At 67.4% G+C, this 17336-nt stretch carries 21 protein-coding genes; 14 read left to right on the top strand and 7 right to left on the bottom strand.

What is annotated here, in order from left to right; all coding sequences use genetic code 11:
* Positions 1 to 37: 37 nt before the first annotated feature.
* From ACFV4K_RS02080 to ACFV4K_RS02110, 7 genes are all read left to right on the top strand, one after another.
* Complete coding sequence (locus ACFV4K_RS02080) at positions 38 to 994, top strand: metallophosphoesterase family protein (RefSeq protein WP_379271326.1); 957 nt, start codon at positions 38 to 40, stop codon at positions 992 to 994.
* A 150-nt stretch (positions 995 to 1144) separates the two neighbouring features.
* A complete protein-coding gene (gene npt, locus ACFV4K_RS02085; RefSeq protein ID WP_379271431.1) occupies positions 1145 to 1819 on the top strand; it encodes a 4'-phosphopantetheinyl transferase Npt in 675 nt (224 codons plus the stop codon).
* Positions 1819 to 2895, top strand: coding sequence for a tRNA pseudouridine(55) synthase TruB (gene truB / locus ACFV4K_RS02090; protein ID WP_379271328.1), 1077 nt, complete (start codon positions 1819 to 1821; stop codon positions 2893 to 2895). The genes npt and truB overlap by 1 nt, the downstream gene beginning before the upstream one ends.
* 100 nt (positions 2896 to 2995) lie before the next feature.
* Complete coding sequence (locus tag ACFV4K_RS02095; protein WP_379271330.1) at positions 2996 to 3391, top strand: ester cyclase; 396 nt, start codon at positions 2996 to 2998, stop codon at positions 3389 to 3391.
* A gap of 74 nt (positions 3392 to 3465) precedes the next feature.
* Positions 3466 to 4383, top strand: coding sequence for a LysR substrate-binding domain-containing protein (locus ACFV4K_RS02100; RefSeq protein ID WP_379271332.1), 918 nt, complete (start codon positions 3466 to 3468; stop codon positions 4381 to 4383).
* 83 nt (positions 4384 to 4466) lie between these two features.
* Complete coding sequence (locus tag ACFV4K_RS02105; RefSeq protein ID WP_379271334.1) at positions 4467 to 5093, top strand: TetR/AcrR family transcriptional regulator; 627 nt, start codon at positions 4467 to 4469, stop codon at positions 5091 to 5093.
* 8 nt (positions 5094 to 5101) lie between these two features.
* Positions 5102 to 5884, top strand: coding sequence for a maleylpyruvate isomerase family mycothiol-dependent enzyme (locus tag ACFV4K_RS02110; RefSeq protein ID WP_379271336.1), 783 nt, complete (start codon positions 5102 to 5104; stop codon positions 5882 to 5884).
* Between the two features lie 17 nt (positions 5885 to 5901).
* Here the strand turns inward: ACFV4K_RS02110 and ACFV4K_RS02115 are convergent, their stop codons facing one another.
* Positions 5902 to 6120, bottom strand: coding sequence for a hypothetical protein (locus tag ACFV4K_RS02115; protein WP_379271338.1), 219 nt, complete (start codon positions 6118 to 6120; stop codon positions 5902 to 5904).
* Between the two features lie 358 nt (positions 6121 to 6478).
* Between ACFV4K_RS02115 and ACFV4K_RS02120 the strand changes: the two genes are divergently transcribed.
* Positions 6479 to 6964, top strand: coding sequence for a hypothetical protein (locus ACFV4K_RS02120; protein WP_379271340.1), 486 nt, complete (start codon positions 6479 to 6481; stop codon positions 6962 to 6964).
* Positions 6965 to 6999: 35 nt separating this feature from the next.
* On the opposite strand, the gene ACFV4K_RS02125 is transcribed toward ACFV4K_RS02120, so the two are convergent.
* Positions 7000 to 8202 carry an FAD-dependent monooxygenase gene (locus ACFV4K_RS02125; protein ID WP_379271342.1) on the bottom strand — a complete coding sequence of 401 codons (1203 nt, stop codon included), beginning with the start codon at positions 8200 to 8202 and terminating at the stop codon, positions 7000 to 7002.
* Between the two features lie 148 nt (positions 8203 to 8350).
* Positions 8351 to 8590: a hypothetical protein gene (locus tag ACFV4K_RS02130; RefSeq protein ID WP_379271344.1), complete on the bottom strand. Its 240-nt coding sequence runs from the start codon at positions 8588 to 8590 to the stop codon at positions 8351 to 8353.
* Positions 8591 to 8805: 215 nt separating this feature from the next.
* Between ACFV4K_RS02130 and ACFV4K_RS02135 the strand changes: the two genes are divergently transcribed.
* Positions 8806 to 9027: a hypothetical protein gene (locus tag ACFV4K_RS02135; protein WP_379271346.1), complete on the top strand. Its 222-nt coding sequence runs from the start codon at positions 8806 to 8808 to the stop codon at positions 9025 to 9027.
* Between the two features lie 7 nt (positions 9028 to 9034).
* On the opposite strand, the gene ACFV4K_RS02140 is transcribed toward ACFV4K_RS02135, so the two are convergent.
* Positions 9035 to 9256 carry a hypothetical protein gene (locus ACFV4K_RS02140; protein WP_379271348.1) on the bottom strand — a complete coding sequence of 74 codons (222 nt, stop codon included), beginning with the start codon at positions 9254 to 9256 and terminating at the stop codon, positions 9035 to 9037.
* 166 nt (positions 9257 to 9422) lie between these two features.
* Between ACFV4K_RS02140 and ACFV4K_RS02145 the strand changes: the two genes are divergently transcribed.
* The 3 genes from ACFV4K_RS02145 (at position 9423) to ACFV4K_RS02155 (ending at position 12169) form a co-directional block, all read left to right on the top strand.
* Entirely contained in the window at positions 9423 to 10310 is an 888-nt protein-coding gene (locus ACFV4K_RS02145) for an LLM class flavin-dependent oxidoreductase (RefSeq protein ID WP_379271349.1), read from the top strand.
* Between the two features lie 268 nt (positions 10311 to 10578).
* Positions 10579 to 11751 (top strand): serine hydrolase domain-containing protein, encoded by a 1173-nt coding sequence (locus ACFV4K_RS02150; RefSeq protein ID WP_379271351.1) that lies wholly within the window; start codon positions 10579 to 10581, stop codon positions 11749 to 11751.
* Between the two features lie 139 nt (positions 11752 to 11890).
* Positions 11891 to 12169 (top strand): hypothetical protein, encoded by a 279-nt coding sequence (locus tag ACFV4K_RS02155; protein WP_379271353.1) that lies wholly within the window; start codon positions 11891 to 11893, stop codon positions 12167 to 12169.
* A gap of 371 nt (positions 12170 to 12540) precedes the next feature.
* Here the strand turns inward: ACFV4K_RS02155 and ACFV4K_RS02160 are convergent, their stop codons facing one another.
* Positions 12541 to 13398 carry an alpha/beta fold hydrolase gene (locus ACFV4K_RS02160; protein ID WP_379271354.1) on the bottom strand — a complete coding sequence of 286 codons (858 nt, stop codon included), beginning with the start codon at positions 13396 to 13398 and terminating at the stop codon, positions 12541 to 12543.
* 80 nt (positions 13399 to 13478) lie between these two features.
* Between ACFV4K_RS02160 and ACFV4K_RS02165 the strand changes: the two genes are divergently transcribed.
* On the top strand, positions 13479 to 14258 hold the full coding sequence (locus ACFV4K_RS02165) for an MBL fold metallo-hydrolase (RefSeq protein ID WP_379271356.1): 780 nt from the start codon (positions 13479 to 13481) through the stop codon (positions 14256 to 14258).
* 61 nt (positions 14259 to 14319) lie between these two features.
* Here ACFV4K_RS02165 and ACFV4K_RS02170 read toward each other — a convergent pair whose 3' ends face one another.
* A complete protein-coding gene (locus tag ACFV4K_RS02170; protein ID WP_379271357.1) occupies positions 14320 to 14844 on the bottom strand; it encodes a DUF4334 domain-containing protein in 525 nt (174 codons plus the stop codon).
* A gap of 167 nt (positions 14845 to 15011) precedes the next feature.
* On the bottom strand, positions 15012 to 15917 hold the full coding sequence (locus tag ACFV4K_RS02175; RefSeq protein WP_379271359.1) for an ADP-ribosylglycohydrolase family protein: 906 nt from the start codon (positions 15915 to 15917) through the stop codon (positions 15012 to 15014).
* A 325-nt stretch (positions 15918 to 16242) separates the two neighbouring features.
* Here ACFV4K_RS02175 and ACFV4K_RS02180 point away from each other — a divergent pair, with 325 nt between their 5' ends.
* Positions 16243 to 17196, top strand: coding sequence for an NAD(P)-dependent alcohol dehydrogenase (locus ACFV4K_RS02180; RefSeq protein ID WP_379271361.1), 954 nt, complete (start codon positions 16243 to 16245; stop codon positions 17194 to 17196).
* Positions 17197 to 17336 lie beyond the last annotated feature (140 nt).

Below are 17336 nucleotides of genomic sequence, written 5' to 3' on the forward strand. Positions count from 1 at the left end.
GCTGCCAGGACGGTCGTGAACAGGAAGGCGGAACCGGGTGATTCCGAAGTTGATGGCGGTGAGCGACATCCATGTCGGTCATCAGGGCAACAAGCCGGTGGTGGAGGCGATCCACGCGGATTCCCCCGAGGACTGGCTGATCCTGGCCGGTGACGTCGGCGAGAAGACCGAGGACATCCGGTGGGCACTGCAGACGCTGCGCGGCCGCTTCGCCAAGGTCATCTGGGTGCCCGGTAATCACGAATTGTGGACCACCGCAAAGGATCCCGTGCAGATGCACGGGGCGGCCCGCTACGACTACCTGGTGTCGCTGTGCCGCGATCTGGACGTCGTCACCCCCGAGGACCCGTTCCCGGTGTGGGAGGGCGCGGGCGCGGAGGAGTTCGGCGGCGCGGTCACCCTGGCCCCGCTGTTCATGCTCTACGACTACTCGTGGCTGCCGGAGGGCGCGAAGACCAAGGCCGAGGGCCTGGCCATCGCCCGGGACCGCAATGTGGTGGCGACCGACGAGTTCCTGCTGTCGGCCGAGCCCTACCTGACTCGCGACGCCTGGTGTCATGCCCGCGTCCAGTACACCCAGCGCCGCCTCGACGCGCTGCCCGCCGACACTCCGCTGGTCCTGATCAACCACTTCCCGTTGCTGCGCAAGCCGGTCGACATGATGTGGTACCCGGAGTTCTCCCTGTGGTGCGGCACCGACCTGACCGCGGACTGGCACACCAGCTACAACGTGGTCTGCGCCGTCTACGGCCACCTCCACATTCCGCGCACCACCTGGTACGACGGCGTCCGCTTCGAGGAGGTGTCGCTCGGCTACCCGCGCGAGTGGCAGCGCCGCGGCCTGCCGGACAAGCTGCTGCGCCAGATCCTGCCGGTCCCCGACTACGGCGACACCCTCAACGAGTGGGGCGGCCACTTCAAGATCACCCCGGAGATGCAGGCGGCCGCGGTGAAGATGAAGGAGCAGGCCGAACGCCGTCGCGGCCTGGTCTGATCCGTCGCGGCCCGGCGGGCCGGGCCGTGGACGTCCGCGCGAAGCGGTCGGTGACCGGCCTGCCCGGTAGGCTCGATTCGGCAGTTGGTGGAAGCGAGCAGGAGGCGGGTCATCGAGGAGCGGGCAGTCGCGGCGACGGAGTCGGCGCGCATACTCGGCAGAATTCTTCCGAACGGGGTCGCGGCGGCCGAGCTGACGGCCTACCCGGAGGATCTGAAACCGCATCCCGGCGAGGAGCATCTGATCGCCCGCGCGGTCGAGAAGCGTCGCCGTGATTTCATCGGCGCCCGCTACTGCGCCCGACAGGCCCTGACCCAGCTGGGTGAGCCCGCCGTCGCCATCGGCAAGGGCGGCACCGGCGAACCGGTGTTCCCGCGCGGCATCGTCGGCAGCCTCACCCATTGCGACGGCTATCGCGCAGCGGCCCTGGGCCACAAGCTCCGCTTCCGCTCGATCGGCATCGACGCCGAACCGCACGGTCAGCTGCCCGACGGCGTCCTGGATTCGGTCAGCCTCGCGCCCGAACGCGAGTGGCTCTCCGCCGTGCTCCCCGGCACCGGCCTGCACCTGGACCGGCTGCTGTTCTGCGCCAAGGAGGCCACCTACAAGGCGTGGTTCCCCCTGACCGGCCTGTGGCTCGGTTTCGAGGATGCCCACATCACCTTCACCGTGGACGAGGAGTCGGCGGAAGGCGGCGCGGGCACCTTCCACAGCGACCTCCTGATCCCCGGCCCCGTCACCGACGGCGGCACCCCGCTGACCGCCTTCGACGGCCGCTGGGTCGTCAGCGACGGCCTCATCCTGACCGCGATCGTGACGGCCTGATGGGCGACGAATCGATGGTGGTCGGCGCGGCGGACGCCGCGGAATCCGGTGCGGTGGCATCGGGATCCGATGCGGTGGAGAACGCCGACGCGGCGCCGGCGGCCCGCGGCGGTGCGAAGCGTCGCGGCCGGCCCGGTCCCAAGCGGGAGAAGTTGCCGCCCTTGGTCGATGCGTTCGGCGGCCTGCTGATCGTCGACAAGGAGGGTGGCTGGACCAGCCACGACGTGGTCGCCAAGAGCCGAAGGCTGTTGCGCACCAAGAAGGTCGGCCACGCGGGCACCCTCGACCCGATGGCCACCGGCGTGCTGGTCCTGGGCGTGGAGCGTGCCACCAAGCTGCTCGGCCAGCTCATCCTGACCACCAAGTCGTACAGGGCCACCATCCGCCTGGGTCAGTCCACCATCACCGACGACGCCGAGGGCGAGGTCACCGCGACCACGGCGGCCGCACACCTCACCGACGCCGAGATCGCCGCGCGCGTAGCCGAATTGACCGGCGACATCCAGCAGGTCCCCGCCACCGTCAGCGCCATCAAGGTCAACGGCGAGCGCGCCTACGCCCGCGCCCGCGCCGGTGAGGACGTGGAACTGGTGGCCCGCCCCGTCACCGTCAGCCGCTTCGACATCCTGGCCCGCCGCGACATCGACACCGGCGACACACCTTTCGTCGATCTCGACGTCGCCGTGGACTGCTCCTCGGGCACCTACATTCGTGCCCTGGCCCGCGACCTCGGTGAAAAGCTGGGCGTCGGAGGCCATCTCACGGCCCTGCGCCGCACCGCGGTCGGCCCGTTCACCCTCGATCACGCCCGCACGCTGGCCCAGGTCGAGGCCGCCGCCGAGGCCGGAGAACCGGTTCTCGAGCTGGACATCGACGCCGCGGTCCGCGCCGCTTTCCCGGTTCGCGACATCACCGACGCCCAGGCGAACGACCTCCGCAACGGCCGCTGGCTCGAACCGGTCGGTATCCCAGGCGTTTACGCGGCCCTGGACCCCGCCGGCCACGCCATCGCCCTGCTCCAGGAGTCCGGCAAACGCGCCTCCTCCGTCATGGTCGTCCGACCGGCCAACCTCTGACACTGCCCAACCTCTGACCTGTTGCCGCCCAATCGCTTACCGGCGTGAGCGTTCGGGCGGCACCATGGAATGGTCGTCCGGCCGTGCAGAGGAGGCGAAGATGCCCACCGACCTCTCCCTCGATTCCATGAAGCAGTTCGTGGCGGACCATTTCGAGCAGTTCGTCAATCGGCGCAACGCCGCGGTGATCCACCGCAATATGACCCCCGACTTCCTCGATCACGACGGTCCGGGCGGGAAACCGACCGACCTGATCGGTGACGAGAAGATGATGCTCGGCATGTACGAGTCGCTGCCGGGCCTGCATGTCACCGTGGTCGACATGCTCGCCGAGGGCGACAAGGTCATGTGCCGCAATATCTGGCGCTGGACCGACCGCGCCACCGGTGAGCCGATGACCTCCCAAGGCTTCGTCCTGTGGCGTTTCCAGGGCCGCCGCATCGCCGAACGCTGGGCCACCGTCGCCCAACGCGCGCCCGGCACCGGCTGGGACTGACGACCTGCCGAGCACCACCGGGCAATTCACTCACCAGTGGCCGCGCGGCGGATGCGGACGCCTACCCTTCAAGGGTGGAATTGCGGCAGTTGCGATACTTCGTGGCGGTGGCCGAGGAGCTGCATTTTCGGCGGGCGGCCGAGCGTTTGTTCATCTCCACTCCGACCCTGAGTCAGCAGGTCCGGGCCATCGAGCGGGAGGTGGGCGGCCCGCTGCTGATCCGCGGCAATCAAGGGGTCGAGTTGACCGCGGCGGGGGAGGTGCTGCTGAAGACGGCGCGAAACGTGCTGGAGGCGGCCGAGATCGCGGTGCGGGAGACGCGGGCCGTGGCGCAGCCGGGCAACGCGGTGTTCCGGCTGGGCGTGGTGAACGGGGCGCCGTCCTGGCTGCCGGGACGGATCGAGGCGCTGGTGAAGGCCCGCCAGCCCGGCGTCCGCGTCGCGCTGACCACGGGGACCAGCGGGGAACAGGCGCGGCTGCTCGATCGCGGCGACGTGGACCTGGCGGTGTTGCGGCTGCCGGTGGGGCTCGCCGACCACCTCACCTGCACCCCGGTCGCCGACGAAGAGCTCGGCATCGTCATGTCCCGCGAAAACCCGCTCGCCGCCGCGGTTTCGGTGGAACCGGCGTGCATCGGCGAGCAAGAGCTCATCATGTTCGCGCGCGACGCGGCCCCGGAAGTCCACGATTCGGTGCTGGCCCAGCTGCGTGAGCGGGGCGCGTCGGTGGTGTTGAGCGAGAGCGCCATGAGCCACGCCCAGATGCTGCAACTGCTGCCCCTGCGTCCGCAGTCGATCGGGGTCGGCTCGTCCCGCACGGCCTCGGTCCCCGGCCTGGTGTGGCGCCCCCTCCACCCGCGCCCCCTGGTCATCACCTACGCCGCCGCCTGGCGCACCGCCACCCGGAACCCCCTGCTGCACACCATGGCGGACGCCCTCTCCGGCGGCCTGCGCCTCACCTCGGAGCGCTCGGAGGGCTGCCCGCCGGGCTGAGTCCGGCCGATCTCGATACCGCTACCGGCGATCATGTCGTTCGGCTATTGACTTCTGCTGCGACCCGGCTCACACTCCTAACTGTGTTAGGAGAAACTACGCGCGATAGGAAAGCTGAACGTCGTGAGGCGACTCGGCGGGAGATTCTCGATGTCGCGTGGTCCGTGGCCCGCGAGCAGGGGCTGGCGCAGCTCACGCTGCGGGCCGTGGCCGATCGGGTCGGGATGCGCGCGCCCTCGCTGTACACGCATTTCGCCTCCAAGCACGCCATCTATGACGCCATGTTCGGTGCGGCCTGGCTGGAGTACGAGGAGGTGTCCGGGCGGGAGCTGCGGGACCTGCCGGACTCCCCGCGCGGCCGGGTCCGGGCCATGGCGCGATCGTTCTTCGAGTTCTCGGTGGCGGACCTGGCCCGCTACCAGTTGATGAATCAGCGCACGATCCCCGGCTTCGTTCCGTCCGAGGAGGCGTTCGCGCCCTCGGTGCGGACCGTCCAGCAGGCGATCGACCTGCTCGGCTCGGCCGGGGTCGCGGACCGCGACGACGTGGAGATCCTCTTCGCCATCATCGGTGGCCTGGTGGATCAGCAGCTGGCCAATGATCCCGGCGGCGACACCCGTCGCCGCCTGCTGGATCGGGCCGTGGAGATGTGGGCCGACGGCGTGGGCCTGCCGCCGGACTCCGAGACATCAGGGCCCGAACCGCATTAGGGGAAGCCATGCGTGACAACCAGACCACAGTGCACGGCGCCATCGAGACGCCGCTCCAGCCCCGAATCGCCCGCCCCGACGCCCTGCGCCTGGCGGCCGACGAATACGCCCGCGTCGCCGACGCGGTCGCCGCCCTCGCCCCCGGCGACTGGGAACGACCCACCGAATGCACGGAATGGACAGTGCACCAACTCGTCTCGCACGTGGTGGGCATGGCCACGATGGCCTCCTCACCCTTCGAGAGCCGCCGCCAGATGCGCATCGCGGAGAAGCGGCCCGGAGGTGAGGCCGAGATGGTCGACGCGCTCACCGCCCTCCAGGTCCGCGAATTCGGCAGGCGCACACCGGCCGAACTGGTGGCCGACCTCTACCGGATCGGCCCGAAGGCCGCCAAGGGCCGCCGTCGCACTCCCGGATTCCTGCGCCGCCGCGCCATGGCGGGCTCGGAACTGGTCAACGGCGAGCGCGAACAGTGGACCCTCGGCTACCTCATCGACGTCGTCCTCACCCGCGACCCATGGATGCACCGCATCGACCTCAGCCGCGCCACCGGCCGCCCCCTCGCCCTCACCGCCGACCACGACGGCCGCATCATCGACGACGTGGTCCGCGAATGGGCCGCCCGCCACGGCAAGCCCTACCGCCTCACCCTCACCGGCCCCGCCGGCGGCACCTGGACCTCCCCGGACCCCGACGGCGAAGCCTTCGAACTCGACGCCATCGAATTCTGCCGAGCCCTCTCGGGCCGAGGCTCCACCCCCGCCCCGTTCGACACCCAGGTCCCGTTCTGACCGTTCGGCAGTGGGATTCAGCCTCGCCAGACTCCACCGCCGAGGCAGCGATCCGGCGACTCCTGACCGCCGCCGCGACCCTCCTCGACGCCCAGAACCCCGCCGAGGCGACCAACTTCCGCACCACGATCCTGATCGCCGCCGAAGCCGCCGCCGCCACGAGCCGCCCCGGCCAGCCGGTCGTCGCCGAGATGACCCGCAAGATCGCCGCCGCCCTGCACGCCGGCAATTGACAACGGCCATTGATGAATTGCCCCCGAATAGCTGTTTCCCTTCCTCCCACCCGATCTCTACCGTTTCTCCTGCGAGTGAACCCCCAACTCCCGCTCGCACCGCCTCACCCCGAATGAGGCACCCGGGCGCCGCCGGCCAACGGGCCCGACCCCCACGGTCGGCGGCACCCACCCGTAGACCCCCACTGCCGCAAGCTGATTGAGCTCGGCGCGCGGACAGCGGCAGTGAGGTAACCGGATCGGCCAGTAATCACCCCGGGCACTGGCCGATGCCCACCTCACCCCCGCCCGCCTGTATGGTTCGGATGATCAACCCGGGAGGACCGACGGAATGGCGCAGCTTCACCATCAGATCGACGAAATGACCGATGACTCAGGATTTCTCGGCCTCGTCGACCCCCACGCCTACACCTCGTTCGTCGGCGAGGACTGGACCTTGGAGAGCCTGTTCGAACACATCGAATCAGAGCTGCCCCAGCAGACCATCCTCCTCTGGGGAACCGGTGGCGAGGAGCAATGGCGAATCGACCTCTCCGACTCCCCGGTAGACCCCCGACTCCCGATCATCAGACAAACCACCGGCCCCATCACCGTGACCGGCGGCGAACTGATCGTCGTCAACCTCGACACCGTCACCATGGCCGCCCAGTACGCCGACTCCTCCGTAGCCGACGACAAGGAAATCTACGGCTCCAGCATCGACCTCCCCAACGGCGACTACATCTGCACCATCACCCAACTCACCGACTCCGAAGAAGACCGCACCCACGACGGCCCCGACTTCCACCTCCACCTGCACGCCGGCCGAACCTCCCCCTGGTCCGAGATCGCCTGGTCCGAACTCTGACCCCCTGACCCGGCGCATCGGAATCGATTGGCCGACTAGGTGGTCGGCGTTCCGGCAGGCGCCCTGAGGTCCGGGAGCTCTGCGTAGTCGGGCAGTTCGATGCCGTTGATCGCGCGGTCGATCAGCTCGAGGTCCCACTCGGGCTCGGCGGTCGGCTCGGAGTCGGGCGCGGGGGTTGCGAGGCTGTGCGCGTGCAGTCGCCCGATTTCCTGGTTGGCCTCGACGAAGGAACGCATGCGGGCCTCATAGGCGGTGAACCCGGCCTCGGGATCCCATCCGGCGGCGGCCAGCTCGCCGGCCAGCAGGTAGGCGCCGACCAGCGCCAGGCCGGTGCCCTGCCCGGACATCGGCGAGGAGCTGAACGCCGCGTCGCCGAGCAGGCCGACGCGTCCGGTCGACCAGCGGTCCATGATCACCTGGGCGACCTGGTCGAGGTAGAAGTCCGGGGTGTCGTCGAGGTGCGCGAGGATGCGCGGGGTCAGCCAGCCCATACCGGACATTCGTTCGCGCAGCAGGCGTTTCTGGGCCTCGATGTCGCGGTAGTCGACGTCGAGATCGGCTGCGGTGAAGGAGAATATGGCCAACGCGCGGGTGGCGTCCTGGATGGGTCGCAGACCGGCGGAACGCCCGGGCTCCTGGCAGTCGATCAGCCAGCGATCCAGCTCGAATTCGTTCGGGACGCTGTAGAACGCCAGCGCCAGCCCGAGATGACGGACGAAGCGTTCATGCGGCCCGAAGACCATCTCCCGCAATGACGAATGCAGTCCGTCCGCCCCGATCACCAGGTCGAACCGCCGCCGGTCGCCGCTCTCGAAGGTCACGTCGACCCCGTTCGCATCCTGGGTGAGCGCGGCGATGCGGTCGCCGAAGATGTAGTCGACACCGTCGCGGGTGTCGTCGTGGAGCACCCGCGACAGATCCCCGCGCAGGATCTCGATGTCCGCGATGTACCCGTCGCCGTCGTTGTCCTCCGCGCGAAAGGTCTCCAGCACTGTCCCGTTCGCGTCGACGGTGTACGCGCCCGCGGTCTCGGTGCGCGCCGCCCGCACTTCCGCGTCCAACCCCATACGCCGGATGACCTCCTTGGCCACCCCGCGCGCATCCACCGCCTGCCCGCCCGGTCGCAGCCCCGGTGCCCGCTCCACCACCGTCACCGCCGCGCCCCGCCGATGCAACCAATGAGCCAACGCGGGTCCCGCGATACTCGCCCCCGCCACCAACACCGTCGTATCGCTCACTGCGCCTCCCGCTCGCTCGGCCGGACCACTGCCCGGATCGATTGCTTCTGCTCCGGCCCACCGCTGTCGGTGTATCCAGAGGTGTCGACGACGTATCCCTGCGGAATTCATCGGTTCAGCGGAGATCGTGTCCACTCTGCCGGTGCGCCTAGGGAACCGGGATCATTTCCGGATGCAGCAGGGTGGCCGGGGCTGTGCCGAGGTCGTCGTATCGGCCGAAGGTCGTGTCGAAGAACATGAGCAGGTAGCCGCGCTGCAGATCCACCACGCCGACCGCATCGTCGCCGGTCGGCTCGGGCAGGGCGGCGACCACGGCTTCCGGTTGCGACGGCACCGGTTCGGCGGGGGCCACCACGTCAACCGCGGCCAACGCCAGCAGCAGAATCAACAGGCCACGAAATGCCCGGCCCAACAAGACAATTCCCTCCGCAGTCTGGGCTGTGCTCGCCTCGGATCGGCTCAGCTCAACTCGAGTCCCCGCGCCTCCCGCTCGGCGACGGTCCAGGTGTCGAGCATGGTGCGAACCGTCGACAAGCGAACCCCAAGGTTTCGTTAACGCGGTCCTCGCAGAGTGGTCTTGTCGGACCACGAGGGGAGAACACAATGAAGGCATTCGCGAGCACAGCCGTCATCGGCGGAGTCATCGCGGCGGCGGTCATCGGATCGGCAGGATTCGCGTCCGCCACGGCGACGCCGGTGGTGAATACCTGGTGTCCGCGCAGCGAGCTGATGCATCCGACGTGGGATGTGAACACCGGGGAGCCGGTCATCTGCGTCAACACCGGGGTCACCGGGTACATGTGGGTTCCCGACGCGACTCGCTGATTCCCGATCACTGCCGCGGATTCCCGTGGTGACCTGTCAGCGCCTCGAGCACCGCGTGGACGCGCTGATCGAGCGGGCAGGTCAGCTCGAGAATGGGCACACCGTGGAGCAATTCCATGGTGTCGGCGTAAACCAGTTCCAGCAGAGCATCATTCACGCTCCGGCGGAGCCGGGTCAGCTCCGGTGGGGGCAGCGCACGCTCGGTCTCCGCCGCGATCGGAACGATCACCAGCAAATCCAGGGAGGACAGAGCAGTGCGTATCGCGGATTCATCGATCTACCGAACAGATCAGGGTCGTCCGCACCTGGTTCGGTGACGCCGACGCAAGTTGATCGCCATCACATCTCGCGTCGAAATCGTCTGACCGGACCGGGTGGTCTGAGAAGGTCACCACATGAAGATCGGTGTCGCACTTCCGCAGATGGCTCCCGGCTACGGACCGGGCACGACGCTCGACTGGGCCCGCCGAATCGACGCGGGCCCGTTTTCGAGCGTCTCGGTGGGCGAGCGGGTGACGTTCTCGAACCCCGAGATGGTCGCGACGCTGGGCGCCTGCGCGGCGGTGACGGAGCGGGTACAGGTCTTGGCGAACCTCTTCGTGCTTCCACAGCACCCGACGGCGATGGTCGCCCAACAGATCGGCACCCTCGACCAGCTCGCGAACGGCCGCCTCGAGGTGGCCGTCGGCGTCGGCGGTCGTGAACACGACTACCGCGCTCTCGGCGCCGACTTCAAGGGCCGGCACCAGCAGCTCGACGACAAGGTCGCCGAGCTGAGATCACTACTCGCCGGCGAGCCGCCGTTCGAGGGCGCGGACCCGGTCGGCCCGGCATGCGTGCAGCCGGGCGGACCGATCATCCTCGCCGGCGCGATGGGCCCGAAGGCGATGCGCCGGGCGGCGCGATGGGCCGACGGCGTCTCCGGCTTCAGCGTCTCGGGCAACGCCGAGGAGATCGCCAACGCGGCCGAACTCGCCGACCGCTGCTGGGCCGAGGCCGGTCGTACCACCACCCCACGCAAGGTCAGCGGCTGCTTCACCGCCCTGGGCGTCCCCGACGCACCGGAGGCGCTGCGCTCCTTCACCGCCCGCTACCTCGGCTTCCTCGGACCCCAGCTGGCCGAGGCGATCGCCACCTCGGCGCGGGCGTCGAGCCCCGAGGTTCTCGCCGACATCCTCGACGGCGCGGAGCAGGCCGGCTGTGACGAGTTCATCCTGGTCCCAGCCGTCACCGACCTGAAATTCCTTGAGGTGGCGACCGAGGTGGCGGCAGCACGTCCTTGACGCTCGAGTAACAGAACCTGTTCTGTTACTCGCTGGTTCGGTCAGCGCGGTATGCGGCGATAGCGTGCGTACCGCATTCACGCGCTGGCCCGGAGAACATCGAAAGGCGTTGAGGGAGACACGCTTCGGCAAACGCGAATCCGGGGTGTGGATCAGGCGAATTCGGGGTGTGATTCCGGGTGTTACCGGATAGGCGTGGGTGGGTCTGTTCTCTAGCGTCGTATCGGTCATATCCGAACGATCTTGGTCGTGTGGCTGAGGAGAACACGTGCGTGAAAAAGCAATCCGGCGCTCCCCGGTGGTAGTGCTCGCATCTTTGCTCGCCGTGACACTGCTGGCCACGGTCGGCTGCGGCAATCACACGGCGGAACCGAACGCCATCGCCGAGCCTTCGGCGCAGGTCTCCGAGGCGCTCAACAATCTCGTCCGTTCCGGTATGCCTGGCGCGCAGGCGGTCATCAGTGGGCCGGATGGACAGCGCACCGTCACCGCAGGTGCCGGTGACCTCGGCACCGGCGCACCCTACGCCGACCGTGCACATTTCCGAATCGGCAGTGTCACCAAGACTTTCGTCGCAACAGTGGTGCTGCAACTCGCCGAGGTGGGCGCGGTCGAACTCGACACCCCGATCGAACGGTACCTGCCGGGCGTGGTGCAAGGTGCCGGCAACGACGGCAACCGGATCACGGTGCGCCAACTGCTTCAGCACACCAGTGGCCTTGCGGACTTCGCCCCCGAGGACGTCGCCCACAAACTGCCTCAGCAACTCGATCAGACCTCCGACGGCATGGCCTACCGCGACTTGGCCGCTGCCGACCTGGTGCGGATTGCGATGACCATGCCACCGCAGTTCGAGCCAGGAGCGCAATTTCAGTACACCAACACCAACTACGTGTTGCTGGGCATGATGATCGAACGCCTGACCGGTCAACAGCTCGCAGCCGAGATCGACGCGCGCATCCTGAAACCGCTGGCCCTGCACGACACCTATTTCCCCGTGGCAGGCGAGACCGGCCTGCGCGATCCACATCCACTCGGCTACCACAACGTCGATGGCAAGTGGATCGACACCACCACGATGGAAGCCGCATGGGCAGGCGCCGCCGGCGCGATGATCTCCACCGGCGCCGACCTGAACCAGTTCATCACCGCACTGACAACCGGAAAACTGCTTCCCGCAAGACAACTCGCGCAAATGCAAACCGCCATGCCCATGGCACCCGGCACCGAGATGAACTACGGCCTGGGCCTGATCCGATTCCAAGTGCCTTGCGGTCAACAGCAGAAGGAAGTCTGGGGCCACTCCGGCGGCATTCCCGGCTTCAGCACCCTGACCATCGCCACGCCCGAGGGAAACGCCGCAACCGTCAGCGTCAACACCGAACAGACCAACGACCAGTTCTCCACCGCACTGACCGCCATCATCTGCTCACTCGCATGATCCGACCCACACCCGGGCCGCCGTGGCCGTCTCTAACCGCGCTCATTGAGGCATGAGCGGATGTCTTTGGCTCGCAGCCACTTCGCCACGGGATCTGAGGATCCTCGTCTGCCTACGTGCGGGTATAGGCTCCGGCGTCGTGGACGTCTATCTGCTACGGCACATCCATCACGCGCGCCCGTCGGACGGGTCTCCGATTCGACACGTCGACGACGATGGAGACCTCCTCTGGGATGAGCAAGAGGGAGACGACGTGAAGCTCTTGGGGGTCTACTCGACCGAGCACCGCGCACACGAACGAATTCGCGAAGCACAGAACCTCCCGGGCTTCCGAGACGAACCCGACTGCTTTCACATCGACAGATACGAAGTCGACACGGACGAATGGACCTCGGGCTACTTCACCTATGACTACTAGCCAGCGCTCCTGTGGGAGATGAACGCACGCTCATCGACATGAGCGGACGTTCTGCACCGCAGCAGGCTCCGGCCGCCAGCGCCCACCGTCGGCCGGTTCGGTCAGCGCGGTGTGCGGCAGAAGAGTGCGTTCGATGGGAGCCCGACCGGCATCGACGGGTCCGCCACTGGCGGTACCCGACGGAAGGGGATGAATGGGATTCACTGTGCAACATCGTTGTTCGACAGCGGCCGGGATCTGGCGCCGCCTGCGGACGTGGACGCTCATCATGCTGGGAATCGCGTTGATGCTGGGCATATTGCTGGCCCCACTGGTCTTCGTACTGCACAGACTTCTGGGTCTGGTAGGTGAGCACTTGTCATAACGGCGTCCTAGCCCGGGGGCGTGTTGGCCTTGGCGAAGCTGAAGTGCTGCCGCAGAGCATTCGCGATTTGTGCGGGTGCTTCGATCATCGGGATGTGTCCGACGCCGGGCAGTGCCACCTCGCGGATGTGGCTGGGGAGGTGGTCGAGGATCCGGCGAATGTGCGGTGCGTGGTTGGGGTAGACGTCGAACTCGGAGACCATGATCGAGGTTGGGACACGGACCTGGTCGAGGTCGACGACAAGACCGTCACGCGCGAAGGCCAGCATCGAGGACAGGTATGTCGGGCAGCACGCGATAGCGCGCACCATGTCGGCAGCGTCAGCGGCGTCGATCCTGGACAGGTCGTGAGCGCTGTTGGCCAGCACCGGTTTCTGAAAACGAGGATCAGTGGCCACTCGGTCCCCGAGCATGCGGGTCGCGAGGACGAGTCGATATTGCAGGATGAACAAGAGGCCGACACGGATCCCGGCGGTGTCGAACCGCTTCGCTCCGATGCCGGAGTTGATCGCGGCCAGTGAGCGTGCACGCCCACGGCGTTCGAGTTCGAAGGCGATATGTCCCCCGAGTGAGTTCCCGACGATATGGCAGGTTTCCCAGCCGAATGCGTCGAGCCGGCGCTCGATGCCATCGGCGATCCCACGCACGCCTGTGTCGTGTTTGGACAGGGGTGTTCCGCCCCAGTGGCCGGGCAGGGTTGGCGCGAGAATGTCGTACTCGGCCGACAACTCGGTCACCGTGGCACGCCATACATGGTGTGACAGGGTGAACCCGTGCAGCAGTAGTACCGGTTCGCCGGCACCTTCCCGAACGAATGCTGACATCAATTTCCCCCGAAATATTCTGCGGTGCAGGCTCGTACGCACCTTGATCCATGAGTAGCACTCTGGAGATTGCACTGTCCAGATCGGTGCACGCTGACACCAGTCGAGCCAGAATTCATCTCATGAAGGTTCACCATCTGAACTGCGGCACCATGTGCGCGCCCAATGCGACGCTGGTCTGCCACGTGCTGCTGATCGAGACCGCCGAGGGACTCGTGCTCGTGGACAGCGGCTTCGGGCTGCTGGATATCGCCGATCCCGTAGGGCGGGTCGGGGTGGAGCGCATGTTGATCCGCCCCGTGCTGGATCCCAGTGAGACCGCGGTGCATCAGATCCGGGCGCTCGGGTTCGAGCCCGAGGACGTCCGGCACGTGATCGCCACCCACCTCGATTCCGACCATATCGGCGGGCTCGCCGATTTTCCGCACGCCACACTGCATCTCACCGCGGCCGAGGCACTCGCCATGCGCCGGCCGACCGAGGGGGATCGGCTCCGGTTCAATTCGATGCTGTGGGAGCACGATCCGACGATCGTCGAGTACCGGCCGGAGGGGGAGAGCTGGCGTGGGTTCACGGCTCAGGAGTTGACCGGTATCAGCCCCGGCATTGTGATGATCCCAATGCCCGGCCATACCCGCGGCCACACCGCGATCGCGGTCGATGCCGGACACCGCTGGGTCATGCACTGCGGTGACGCCTTCCTGCATTCGGGCACCGTGGATGGCCGCTCCCCGGTGCCGGGGATGCTGGCCGCCGCGGAGAACATGCTCGCCCATGACCGCGAGCTGGTCCAGGACAATCACGCGCGCCTGGCCGACCTCTATCGATCGAGTGGTCCGGACCTGCTGATGGTGTGCTCGCACGATCCCGGCATGTTCGAGCAGGCCGCGGCCACCTCGTGATTCGATGCCATCTGGACCACATAAGGCTGTCATCGGTACGTCAGCGCATGCGATGGCACATCTAGACCCGCTCGAGATAGAAATATGCGTATCGGCCGCTGTCGAGGGCGTTCTTGCCGTCCATGATGCCCATCACGGCGTCGTCGTCGATCTTCTTGAAATGGTCGTGAACGGGCTGCCCGTCGAACACCATCGTCGCGGTGACCTCGCCGCGGAACTCCTCCATCCAGAGGCTGCCTTCGCCGTTCTCGGTGTTCGAGTACTTGTTGCCGTCGGCGTCCAGGCAGATCAGAGGCTGCACGTCGGTGGCCGAATGGAAGGTCTTGCCGAACCAGTTGATCTGGGCCAGTGTTCCGTTTTCGCGATGGCCGGTGTCGAACTCGCCACCCTCCCATTCACCGATCATGAAGTCGATCGTCGCGGGCTCCAGCGTGGCCCAGAACTCGTCGAGGTCGGCGTCGGGGATGAGGAAACGCCGTGGTCCGGTCACCAGACGCTGTCCGGCGCGCTTCTTGAGCTCGGAGAATTTCTTGCGGGCCGGATCGTCGCTCACGGTGCTCTCCAATCCAACGGCGGAGGCTCGCATTCACGATACCGCCGTGTGCCGCAGCAATCTACTGGCAAACTCATGGCCGAAGCGAAGTCGGGCATGCGGCGTTGTCATTGACGCCGGTTCAATCGGTGCGAACAGCGGCAGATGAGTGCGTTCCCGCCCGGTGGATCATTTGATCGCTACGAACCGGTGGAATCCGTTCAGCGGATCGCCCACGGTGGGAGAGGCTCTCTGGCGGAAAGCCATTCGTGCGGTACGCCTCTGACGCCGGCCCGGTTCCCGATGCCGGTATGCGCGGCCACGATGCCGCCGGCGATGGCGGCGGTGGTGTCCGCGTCACCGCCCGCTTGGATGCAGGCGGTGATGGCTGCGGGGTAGTCGTGCAGGTAGGTGGCCGCAACCCAGAGGGTGAAAGGAACGGTGTCCTGGGCGCTGACGCGGGCACCGTTCCCGAGCTCGTAGGCGGCCTCGGCGACCGTGTGGCCCAGCAGTTCCCGGGCTCGGCGAATACCCGCGGTGGTGTGTCCTTCGATCAGGTACGGGTCGACCGCGGCGAGCAGTTCCGCTGGCGTGCAGCCCGTTTCGCGAGTGGCCGCGGCGTGGCTGGCCGCGACGGCCACGGCCATGGCGCCGAGGATCGCCTCGGGATGCCGGTGAGTGATCTCGGCGGAGAAGGCCGCTTGGTTGGCGGCCTGGTCCGGGTTGCCGGCGAAGTGGGCTCCGAGTGGGGCGACGCGCATGGCCGCGCCGTTGCCCCAGGAACCACGTCCGTCGAATGCGGCCGCGGCCGCTTCGCCCCAGGGACGCCCGTCACGGATCTGATGCAGCACAACGACTGTGCCGGCGCCGTAACCACGGTAGGGCTCACAGCGGTCGGCGAACGCGGTCGCGAGTGCGTCGCGATCGATGCCGCCACGGGTGCGGATCTCGGTGTGCACAGAGCAAGCCATCTCGGTGTCGTCGGTCCAGGGCCACGGTCCGACGGGTGGCCGTCCGGCGAGAAGGTCGGGAATCGAACTGCCGGGCACGAAGAACTGGGCGCCGAGTGCGTCCCCTACAGACAGACCGTCGAGGCTGTCACGAGCGATATCGGATAGATGCGGCATACCCGGGCCATCCTGCCAACCGTGATCGGCATCTGCAACGGCCGACACCCATCGCCTGCAAGCACATGCCCAATTCGGCAAAGGCGGATGTCACGCGTAGTAACCGGTCTCGGCCGCGTGCCGGTCGGGCCGTCGCCCGGGCTCTCGCCCAGCGGCATCGCGGCGTGCCAACATCGGTCGAATTCTTCTCGATGCTGTTGTGCAGGATCAGATTTTGGGGCGTCGGTCTGAAGGCCGACGCACTGTTCGTCCCATCCTGCGACAGTCCATCGAATAGGCTTCGTCGTGTGCCGCACTGCCGTTCGTTCCTCCATGCCGGAATCGCATGAGAGCCGTTGTGTATGACCGCTACGGCGGTCCCGAGATGCTGTCGATCGCGGAAATCCCGGTACCTTCCCCCGGGCCGAAACAGGTGCTCGTCCAGGTGCACGCGACGTCGATCAACCTCTCCGATTGGGAGACGCTGCGGGGGACGCCGCTGTATTCGCGCATCGGCGGGCTCCGGGCACCGAGAACCCCGGTACTCGGATCCGATATCGCCGGGCGGGTCGAGGCCGTCGGCTCCGAAGTCACTCTGTTCGCGCCGGGTGACGAGGTCTACGGCGACAATCTCACGCTCAAGGGCGGTTTCGCAGAATACGCCGTGGCTCCCGAATCAGCGCTGGCCCGCAAACCGGCGTCGCTGAGCTTCACCGAGGCATCGACCCTGCCGCAGGCGGGCGCGATCGCACTGCAGGGCACGGCCGATATCACCGCCGGTATGTCGGTGTTGGTCAACGGTGCGGGCGGGGGCTCAGGAGCGTTCGCGATCCAGTTGGCCAAGCGCGCGGGAGCGCATGTGACCGGGGTGGACAACGCAGCCAAACAGGCGTTCATGCGCACGCTCGGCGCCGACGAGGTCATCGACTATCGCGCCGAGGACTTCACCCGAACCGGACCGTACGACCGGGTACTCGACCTCGTCGCCCACCGATCGGTCTTCGCCTATCGCAGGTCGGTCGCACGCGGCGGCCGGTACCGCTGTGTCGGCGGCACCACCAGCGCGTTGCTGCGGATGACGACGGTCGGCGTGGTCGCCGGGCCGGTGACCGGCCGCAGGCTCGGGGTCCTCGCGGTGAAGGAAGGCCCCGCGCACTTCACACCCCTCGCGGAGTCGTGTGTCGCGGGCCGGATCGATATCCACATCGACCGCAGTTTCCCTCTCGACGAGACCGCGGCTGCGCTGGCCCACGTGGGTACGGGGCGTGCCCTCGGCAAAGTGGTCGTCGAGATCCGCTGATCGGTGCGGGCTCAGGCGGTCCGCACCGCACCAGGTTTCGGCCGCCAGCGCCTGCGCTGGCCGGTTCGGTCAGCGCGGTTTGCGGCATTACAGTGTCTCGGTTGCATGGTCGATGCCTGTCGATCTCAGCCACTTCAATC

Origin of the sequence: Nocardia sp. NPDC059764, assembly GCF_042732555.1 — a bacterium.
GTDB lineage: Bacteria > Actinomycetota > Actinomycetes > Mycobacteriales > Mycobacteriaceae > Nocardia.

What these genes read in the sequence shown, in the direction of transcription:
- truB (WP_379271328.1), top strand. Translation starts at nt 1,819, where the DNA reads ATGGGCGACGAATCGATGGTGGTCGGCGCGGCGGACGCCGCGGAATCC.
- ACFV4K_RS02095 (WP_379271330.1), top strand. Translation starts at nt 2,996, where the DNA reads ATGCCCACCGACCTCTCCCTCGATTCCATGAAGCAGTTCGTGGCGGAC.
- ACFV4K_RS02110 (WP_379271336.1), top strand. Translation starts at nt 5,102, where the DNA reads ATGCGTGACAACCAGACCACAGTGCACGGCGCCATCGAGACGCCGCTC.
- ACFV4K_RS02120 (WP_379271340.1), top strand. Translation starts at nt 6,479, where the DNA reads ATGACCGATGACTCAGGATTTCTCGGCCTCGTCGACCCCCACGCCTAC.
- ACFV4K_RS02135 (WP_379271346.1), top strand. Translation starts at nt 8,806, where the DNA reads ATGAAGGCATTCGCGAGCACAGCCGTCATCGGCGGAGTCATCGCGGCG.
- ACFV4K_RS02145 (WP_379271349.1), top strand. Translation starts at nt 9,423, where the DNA reads ATGAAGATCGGTGTCGCACTTCCGCAGATGGCTCCCGGCTACGGACCG.
- ACFV4K_RS02165 (WP_379271356.1), top strand. Translation starts at nt 13,479, where the DNA reads ATGAAGGTTCACCATCTGAACTGCGGCACCATGTGCGCGCCCAATGCG.
- ACFV4K_RS02170 (WP_379271357.1), bottom strand. Translation starts at nt 14,844, where the DNA reads ATGCGAGCCTCCGCCGTTGGATTGGAGAGCACCGTGAGCGACGATCCG.
- ACFV4K_RS02175 (WP_379271359.1), bottom strand. Translation starts at nt 15,917, where the DNA reads ATGCCGCATCTATCCGATATCGCTCGTGACAGCCTCGACGGTCTGTCT.
- ACFV4K_RS02180 (WP_379271361.1), top strand. Translation starts at nt 16,243, where the DNA reads ATGAGAGCCGTTGTGTATGACCGCTACGGCGGTCCCGAGATGCTGTCG.